Below are 1,088 nucleotides of genomic sequence, written 5' to 3'. Positions count from 1 at the left end.
ACCCACGAAAACCTCCGATAATTTGGTTAAAGGCGTTCCGGTGCTACGCCGCCCCAGCGGCCATCTCCGCCCGCACTATCGCCTTCGCCAGCAGGTCCCGCGCGATCTCCCCGCGCACCTTGAGCACATCGTCCTGATACTTGAGCAGCACCCCCAGGGTCTCATCGATCACCGCCGGGTCCAGCTCGGTCTGATCCAGCGCTAAGAGGGCGGCGGTCCAGTCCAGGGTCTCGGCCACGCCGGGGAGCTTGTAGAGATCCAGCCGGCGCAGCTCCTGAACGAAGGCCACGATCTGACGGGTCAGACGCTCCGGGGCCTCCGGGATCCGGGCCCGCACGATCTGGAGCTCTTTCTCGAAGGACGGGTAATCGATCCAGAAATAGAGGCACCGCCGCTTCAGGGCGTCGTGGATCTCCCGTGTCCGGTTGGACGTGATCACCACCACCGGCGGCTGCTCCGCCCGCACTGTCCCGATCTCCGGGATGGTGATCTGCCAGTCGGAGAGCAGCTCCAGCAGGAAGGCCTCGAACTCCTCATCCGCCCGGTCCAGCTCGTCGATCAGCAAAACCGGCGGACGGCCGTTCTTCGCCTCGAGGGCCTGAAGGAGAGGGCGCTTGATCAGGAAAGCGGGGCTGAAGATCTGCTGACGGATGCGGATCTCGTCCTGCTCCCCGGCGGCCTCCAGCATCCGGATCTGCAGAATCTGGCGGGCGTAATCCCATTCATAGACGGCGCTGTGGATATCCAGGCCCTCGTAGCACTGGAGCCGGATCAACTCGGTTTGGAGCAAATCGGCCAGGACCTTGGCGATCTCCGTTTTGCCCACCCCGGGCTCACCTTCCAGGAACAGGGGGCGGCCCAGGCGCAGGGCCAGGAAGATCGCTGTGGCCAGCCCACGCTCGGCAATATACCGATGTTCCTGCAGCGCTTCGATCACCTCATCAATAGAGCGAGGGAACACAGAGACCTCCTGCTCGGTTTCCTCCCCTCCCGCCTGAGGGGTTTGGAAGGCATGAAGCGGCGAAGGGTCCAGCATACGGCCCTGCATTTCGATTACCCTGGTTGGATTTAATTTTAGCGCAAATCAG

1 protein-coding gene is annotated in these 1,088 nt (G+C 63.0%); it reads right to left on the bottom strand.

Annotation, left to right across the window (positions count from 1 at the left end; translation table 11 throughout):
- Nucleotides 1-43 precede the first annotated feature (43 nt).
- Nucleotides 44-961, bottom strand: coding sequence for a MoxR family ATPase (locus tag NZM16_RS06080; RefSeq protein ID WP_295479321.1), 918 nt, complete (start codon nucleotides 959-961; stop codon nucleotides 44-46).
- Nucleotides 962-1,088 lie beyond the last annotated feature (127 nt).

The organism is Thermoflexus sp., assembly GCF_025055495.1.
Classification (GTDB): Bacteria; Chloroflexota; Anaerolineae; order Thermoflexales; family Thermoflexaceae; genus Thermoflexus.
The sequence above is the reverse complement of the archived record's forward strand: the minus strand, read 5'-3'. Positions and strand labels throughout refer to the sequence as shown.